The sequence below is a fragment of the Mycobacterium sp. genome (genome assembly GCF_044342925.1).
Taxonomy (GTDB): Bacteria; Actinomycetota; Actinomycetes; order Mycobacteriales; family Mycobacteriaceae; genus Mycobacterium.
The window spans coordinates 1-6604 of the sequence record NZ_JBIIOV010000174.1; the positions used below are offsets into that span (position 1 = coordinate 1).

General features: G+C 67.6%; 7 protein-coding genes. 6 read left to right on the top strand and 1 reads right to left on the bottom strand.

The genetic code is table 11. The features are described from left to right. The 5 genes from ADBZ6I_RS14970 to ADBZ6I_RS14990 all read left to right on the top strand — a co-directional run. On the top strand, positions 1-1417 hold a 1417-nt coding region (locus ADBZ6I_RS14970), incomplete at its 5' end, for a long-chain-acyl-CoA synthetase (protein ID WP_526385185.1). Positions 1418-1664: 247 nt separating this feature from the next. Beyond that, positions 1665-2573, top strand: coding sequence for a glucosyl-3-phosphoglycerate synthase (locus ADBZ6I_RS14975; RefSeq protein WP_526385195.1), 909 nt, complete (start codon positions 1665-1667; stop codon positions 2571-2573). Positions 2574-2614: 41 nt separating this feature from the next. Further along, positions 2615-2977 (top strand): DivIVA domain-containing protein, encoded by a 363-nt coding sequence (locus tag ADBZ6I_RS14980; RefSeq protein WP_526385187.1) that lies wholly within the window; start codon positions 2615-2617, stop codon positions 2975-2977. After that, positions 2974-3561, top strand: a complete 588-nt coding sequence (locus ADBZ6I_RS14985) for a DNA-3-methyladenine glycosylase I (RefSeq protein ID WP_526385189.1) — start codon at positions 2974-2976, stop codon at positions 3559-3561. Before ADBZ6I_RS14980 ends, ADBZ6I_RS14985 begins: the two co-directional genes overlap by 4 nt. Before the next feature lie 84 nt (positions 3562-3645). Then, positions 3646-3813, top strand: a complete 168-nt coding sequence (locus tag ADBZ6I_RS14990) for a DUF3117 domain-containing protein (protein WP_005059648.1) — start codon at positions 3646-3648, stop codon at positions 3811-3813. 65 nt (positions 3814-3878) lie between these two features. Here the strand turns inward: ADBZ6I_RS14990 and glgA are convergent, their stop codons facing one another. Further along, entirely contained in the window at positions 3879-5054 is a 1176-nt protein-coding gene (glgA, locus tag ADBZ6I_RS14995) for a glycogen synthase (RefSeq protein WP_526385191.1), read from the bottom strand. 83 nt (positions 5055-5137) lie between these two features. Between glgA and glgC the strand changes: the two genes are divergently transcribed. Beyond that, a complete protein-coding gene (gene glgC / locus ADBZ6I_RS15000; RefSeq protein WP_526385193.1) occupies positions 5138-6352 on the top strand; it encodes a glucose-1-phosphate adenylyltransferase in 1215 nt (404 codons plus the stop codon). The last annotated feature ends 252 nt before the right edge of the window (positions 6353-6604 follow it).

A 6604-nucleotide genomic window follows, 5' to 3' on the forward strand; every position in this document is an offset into this window, starting at 1 on the left:
GGTCGCCGGGATGCTCAACTACAACCAGCGGGGCGAGGTGCTCGCGCACAGCCTCGGGCTGCTCAACGCGACGGTCGTGATCGCCGAGAGCGATCTGGTGGAGCCGATCGTGGACAGCGGTGCCGAAGTGGCCGACCTGCTCACCATCGAGAACGTGGCCAAAATCGCCGAGGGCAAGCCGGTGGGCAACCCGCCGTCGGCGGCTCAGGTACAGGCCAAGGACCCGGCGTTCTACATCTTCACCTCCGGTACCACCGGGCACCCCAAGGCCAGCGTGATGACCCACCACCGCTGGCTGCGGGCGCTGGCCGCGTTCGGTGGACTGGGCCTTCGGCTCAAGGGCGACGACACCCTGTACTGCCCGTTGCCGCTCTACCACAACAACGCGTTGACTGTCGCGCTGTCGTCGGTCATCAACGCCGGCGGCACCCTGGCGCTGGGCCGGAGTTTCTCGGCGTCGCGGTTCTGGGACGAGGTGCGCCAGATGGAGGCCACCGCCTTCATCTACATCGGCGAGTTGTGCCGGTACCTGCTCAACCAGCCGGTCAAGGACACCGACCGGGCCCACAAGGTCCGGGTCATCGCCGGCAACGGGCTGCGCCCCGAGATCTGGGACGAATTCACCCGCCGATTCGGTATCGGCCGGGTCGCCGAGTTCTACGCCGCCAGTGAGGGCAACACCGCTTTCATCAACATCTTCAATATTCCGAAATCCACTGGGATCAATCCGCTTCCGCTGGCCTACGTGGAGTACGACTCCGATACCGGCGAGCCGGTGCGCGGAGCGGACGGGCGGTTGAAGAAGGTGCCGTCCGGGCAACCCGGTCTGCTGATCAGCCCGGTGACCAAGCTGGCGCCGTTCGACGGCTACACCGACGCGGCGGCCAGCGAGAAGAAGCTGGTGCGCAACGCCTTCAAGGAAGGCGACGTCTGGTTCAACACCGGCGATGTGATGAGCCCGCAGGGCATGGGCCACGCCGCGTTCGCCGACCGCCTCGGCGATACCTTCCGGTGGAAGGGCGAGAACGTCGCCACCACCCAGGTCGAGGCAGCGCTGGGCGCCGTCCCCAGCGTCGAGGAGTGCACGGTGTTCGGCGTCGAGGTGCCCGACACCGGCGGTCGGGCGGGGATGGCCGCAATCAAGCTGCGCGACGGCGCGCAATTCGACGGCACCGCGCTGGCCGCCGATCTCTCCCGCAGCCTGCCCGGCTACGCGGTGCCGCTGTTCATCCGGATCGTCGAGTCGTTGGAGACCACGTCGACGTTCAAGAGCCGCAAGGTGGAACTGCGCAATCAGGGCTACGGGTCCGACGTCACCGACCCGCTCTACGTCCTGTGCGGGCGGGACGACGGTTACGTCCCGTTCTACGACGAGTACCCCGCCGAAGTGGCGGCAGGTCGGCGTCCAAGGGGCTGAGGGACGAAGCCCCGCAGGGGCGCCGATCCATTGGGGTTCCGGGGCGTCCAAGGGGCTGAGGGACGAAGCCCCGCAGGGGCGCCGATCCATTGGGGTTCCGGGGCGTCCAAGGGGCTGAGGGACGAAGCCCCGCAGGGGCGCCGATCCACGGGAGTCCATGAATACTGTTGGGGTGAACGCAAGGCTGGAGGTGGTCACCCCCATCGAGGGTTCTCCGGTGACGGATCTGAGCGCCGGCTCCTCGTGGATGACCGACCGTAGCTGGTCCCGGCCGCCGTGGACGGTCACCGAACTGCAGGCCGCCAAGGCCGGCCGCACCATCTCGGTGGTGCTGCCCGCGCTGAACGAGGCTGACACCGTCGGCGCGGTGATCGAGACCATCACCCCGATGCTCGGCGGACTGGTCGACGAACTGATCGTGCTGGACTCCGGTTCCACCGACGACACCGAGGCCCGGGCCCTGGCTGCCGGCGCCCGGGTGGTGCACCGCCAAGAGGCACTGCCGGAGATTGCGCCGCAGCCGGGCAAGGGTGAGGCGCTGTGGCGTTCGCTGGCCGCTACCTCCGGCGACATCATCGTGTTCATCGACTCGGATCTGATCGACCCGGATCCGATGTTTGTGCCCCGCCTCGTCGGTCCGATGCTGACCCGCGACGGCATCCACCTGGTCCGCGGCTTTTACCGCCGCCCACTCAAACTGGGCGACGGCCAGGACGCCACCGGAGGCGGGCGGGTCACCGAACTGGTCGCCCGGCCGCTGCTCGCCGCGCTGCGCCCGGAACTGGGCTGCGTACTGCAACCGCTGGGTGGCGAGTACGCCGGGAGTCGGGAGTTGCTCACGTCGGTGCCGTTCGCCCCCGGCTACGGCGTCGAGATCGGCATCCTCATCGACACCTACGACCGTTACGGCCTCGACGCGATCGCCCAGGTGAACCTGGGGGTCCGCACCCACCGCAACCGGCCGATCAGCGAACTGGGGCCGATGAGCCGGCAGATCATCGCCACGCTGCTCACCCGGTGCGGGGTCGCCGATTCCGGCGTGGGGCTGACCCAGTACTTCCCGCACCTGGCCGCCGACGGCAGCCCGGATGGCTATCTCACCAGGACGTCGCAGATCTCGCTGGACGACCGGCCGCCGATGAACACCCTGCGCTGAGCAGCCCGACGTTCTCGCTGCCATGAGGCAGGATCGAGAGCGTGACGATGATCCTGATGTACCTCGTGGTGCTGATTCTGGTGTCCACCGTGCTGTTCGGGATCGCCAGCTTCCTTTTCGGCCGGGGCGAGTCGCTACCCCCGCTGCCGCGCGGCACCACGGCCACGGTGCTGCCGAGTTCGGGCGTCACCGGTGCGGATGTCGAGGCGGTCAGGTTCACCCAGGTCCTGCGCGGTTACAAGACCAGCGAGGTGGACTGGGTGCTGGACCGGGTGGCGGCCGAACTCGACCAGTTGCGGGCCGAATTGCACTCGGCGCGGGTGGCCGCCGGCTGGGCCGACACCCCGGCCGGTTACCGGCCGGGGGCGCATGCCGCACCGGCCGACGACCCGGATGCCGGGTGACCGGCGACGACCTGATCCGATGCTGGTGGGCCGGCGCTGGTGTGGGCCCCGACCAGAGACTGATGCGCGACTACCACGACCGTGAGTGGGGCCGGCCGCTGCGCGGCCGCGTCGAGATGTTCGAGCGGATGACCCTCGAGGCGTTCCAGAGCGGCCTGTCCTGGCTGATCATCCTGCGTAAACGGGAGAATTTCCGGCGCGCGTTCGCCGGGTTCGATGTCGACACGGTGGCCGGATACACCGCCGCCGACGTCGAGCGGCTGATGGCCGACCCCGGCCTTGTCCGAAACCGGGCCAAGATCGAGGCTGCCGTCAACAACGCACGCGTGGCAGCCGCCCTGGACGTCGACCTGTCGGATCTGCTGTGGTCCTACGCGCCGTCGCCGCGTCGGCGATATGTCGTCGCCTCGGAGGTGCCGTCGCAGTCTGCGGAGTCCGTCGCCATGGCCCGCCATCTCAAGCGACTGGGGTTCCGTTTTATCGGTCCGACCACGGCCTACGCGTTGATGCAGGCCACCGGCATGGTCGACGACCACACTCGGGACTGCTGGGTGCCCGCGTCGTTTTCCGACATTGACCGCTGATAGGGAACAATGGTCGTAACTAGAATCAAGCCCGGCACCCGAGTCGATACCGACGGGTCTGCTGGAACTTGGAGGGAGCACTTGATGGCGGCGATGAAGCCCCGCACCGGTGACGGTCCACTTGAAGCGACCAAAGAGGGGCGCGGCATCGTGATGCGGGTGCCACTCGAAGGTGGCGGCAGGCTGGTCGTCGAGCTAACCCCGGACGAAGCTGCCGCGCTGGGCGACGAACTCAAGAACGTCACCAGCTAACTACCGGCCCGGCGAAACCCCGCGCTGACGCGCGGGGTTTCCTACTGCCGCATGTGGCGCTCCGGCTAGGCCGAGGCCGAGCGGTACACCTGGAGCGTCTGTCCGGCGATCCGCGCCCAGGAGAACTCGTCGATGCAGCGCTGCCGCCCCGCCGTCCCGAATCGGGCCCCCTTTGCGGGATCCTCCACCAGTGCGTTGACCGCGTCGGCCAATCGCGCCTCGAATCCCCGTGGATCCTCGGCGTCGTAGTGCACCAGGGTGCCGGTGACACCGTCGTCGACCACCTCGGGGATTCCTCCGACGTCGGAGGCCACTACCGCGGTACCGCAGGCCATCGCTTCCAGGTTGACGATTCCCAGCGGTTCGTAGACCGAGGGGCAGACGAAAGCAGTCGCGGCGGAAAGGATTTCACGGATCTCATGGACGGGAAGGAAGTCCCGTACCCAGAACACGCCGCTGCGCTCCGCGGCCAGCGCATCGACGCCCGCCTTGACCTCTTCGCCGATCTCCAGGGTGTCCGGTGCGCCCGCGCACAGCACCAGTTGCACGTCGGGATGGAACCGGTGGGCGGCGGCGACGAGGTGGGGCACGCCCTTCTGCCGGGTGATCCGGCCGACGAACGCCACCATCGGCCGGGACGGGTCGACACCGAGTTCAGCCAGCACCGACTCGGCGGGATCGGGACTCGCCGGGTACCAGACGTCGGTGTCGATCCCGTTCTTGACCACGTGCACTCGGGCCGGGTCCAGCTCTGGATAGACCGACAGCACATCGGAGCGCATCCCCGAACTCACCGCGATCACTGCGTCGGCGCCCAGCACCGCGGTGCGCTCGACCCACAGCGACACCTGGTAGCCGCCGCCGAGTTGCTCGGACTTCCAGGGCCGCATCGGCTCCAGGGAATGGGCGGTCAGCACGTGCGGCACCCCGTGCAGCATCGAGGCGATGTGCCCCGCCATGCCCGCATACCAGGTGTGCGAATGCACCACCGTCGCCGGGCGGTCGGGGGTGCAGGCCGCGTGCGCCATCCGAAGGTCGGCGGACAACGTGGCCAGCGCCGGGTTGGCTTCGGCCAGAGCCGAATCGGGCTGATGGGCGAACGCCGTCTCGCGCGGTTCACCCATGCAGTGCACGTCCACCTCGCATAGGTGGCGCAGTTGCGCGACCAGTTCGGTGACGTGGACTCCGGCCCCGCCGTAGACCTCCGGCGGATACTCCCGCGTCATCATCGCCACCCGCATAACCAGACCGTAATGCACCAGTGGCGGGCCAAACCCGTGATTGCCCTAGCCGTCGGCTAGCGCGGATGGTTAGGTTTACTTCCATGAGGGAGTTGCCGCACGTGCTCGGCATCGTCCTGGCGGGGGGTGAGGGAAAACGGCTCTACCCGATGACAGCGGATCGGGCCAAGCCCGCAGTCCCGTTCGGAGGCGCTTACCGGCTCATCGACTTCGTACTGTCGAACCTTGTCAACGCTCGTTATCTACGCATTTGCGTTCTGACGCAGTACAAGTCGCATTCTCTGGATCGGCACATCTCCCAGAACTGGCGGCTCTCCGGTCTGGCGGGGGAGTACATCACGCCGGTGCCTGCACAGCAGCGGGTCGGACCGCGCTGGTATACCGGCTCCGCCGATGCGATCTATCAATCGCTGAACCTGATTTACGACGAGGATCCCGACTACATCGTGGTATTCGGCGCCGACCACGTGTACCGGATGGATCCCGAGCAGATGGTCAAGTTCCACATCGAAAGTGGCGCGGGGGCGACGGTCGCCGGCATCCGTGTTCCGCGTGCCGAGGCGGCGGCCTTCGGCTGCATCGACGCCGACGAGTCCGGCCGCATCCGCAGCTTCGTCGAGAAGCCGGCCGACCCGCCGGGCACCCCGGACAACCCGGACGAGACCTTCGCGTCGATGGGCAACTACGTCTTCACCACCAAGGTGCTGATCGACACCATCCGCGCCGACGCCGACGACGACACCTCCGACCACGACATGGGCGGCAACATCATTCCGAAGCTGGTCGAGCAGGGGATGGCCGCGGTCTACGACTTCAGCGACAACGAGGTTCCGGGCGCCACCGAGCGCGATCACGGGTACTGGCGGGACGTCGGAACCCTGGACGCCTTCTACGACGCCCACATGGATCTGGTCTCGGTGCACCCAGTGTTCAACCTCTACAACAAGCGCTGGCCGATCCGCGGCGAGTCGGAGAACCTGGCGCCGGCGAAGTTCGTGAACGGCGGTTCGGCCCAGGAATCCGTGGTCGGCGCGGGCAGCATCATCTCCGCTGCCTCGGTGCGGACCTCGGTGCTGTCGAGCAACGTCGTCGTCGACGACGGGGCCATCGTCGAGGGCAGCGTGCTGATGCCGGGTGTGCGGGTGGGTCGCGGCGCGGTGGTCCGGCGGGCCATCCTCGATAAGAACGTCGTGGTCGGCCCGGGCGAGATGGTGGGCGTTGACTTGGAGAAAGATCGCGAACGGTTCGCCGTCAGTGCAGGCGGTGTCGTCGCGGTCGGCAAGGGCGTCTGGATCTAGCCCGACGACGATGGGGAATCCAGGGACGTGTCTGCGGCACATGCGACATAGGGAGCAAAACCGTAGATGCCGAAACCGGCTTACCGCTGTGTTTTGAAACGGCGTCGATGCCACTCCACGCCGGCGCCACGGCGACGGTTCGGCCCGCGGCGCTGGTTGAGATCACCGCTGAACTCGGATGAAATTCACGAGGAGGAGTTGGGCAATGTGGTCTAGCCGGCCGGGCGGGCCTAGCCGTCGGCGTGCGCGTCC